The sequence below is a fragment of the Arhodomonas sp. KWT genome (assembly GCF_010993615.1).
Map to the genome: position 1 here is coordinate 1 of NZ_WNXE01001107.1, position 532 is coordinate 532.

Annotated in this window: 1 protein-coding gene; it reads right to left on the minus strand. The window is 74.1% G+C overall.

Annotated features, from left to right (window positions below; genetic code table 11):
- Positions 1–532, minus strand: a 532-nt coding sequence (locus G7A99_RS24400) for a hypothetical protein (protein ID WP_205600059.1), incomplete at both ends; no start/stop codon positions are given.

Below are 532 nucleotides of genomic sequence, written 5' to 3' on the forward strand. Positions count from 1 at the left end.
CCGAGGCCGACCTCGCGGAGGAAGTCCAGGCGGTTGCGGATCTCCGGGAGGATGTCCCGGGCGATCTCGCCCTCGCGGTCGTCCAGCGCCAGCGTGCCGAAGGTCTCGCGGGCGTCGGTCACCGATTCGCCGGTGAAGGCCGCGATGCTCCGGCCGGAGAAACGCACGGCGAGGGCGGTCGGGTTGAGGCGCCGGCCGTCGCAGGCGGGGCAGACCGCGACCTCGCCCTCGTCCACGTTCCGCCACGAGCGTTCCTCGCCGGTCTGCTCCGCGTCGAAGCCGGCAAGCACCTCGCCGGTGCCGTAGCACTCCGGGCACCAGCCGTGGCGCGAGTTGTACGAGAACAGCCGCGGATCCAGGGGCGCGAAGCTCTGGCCGCAGCCGGGGCAGGCGCGTTCCGTCGACAGCAGGGCCTCGCCGCCGTCGTGGACGACGCGCACCGTGCCGTGGCCGTAGGCGAGGGCGTGCTCCAGGGCCTCGCGGAGCCCGTCCTCGTTGCCCGGCTCGGCGTCGACCTCGGCGACCGGGAGAT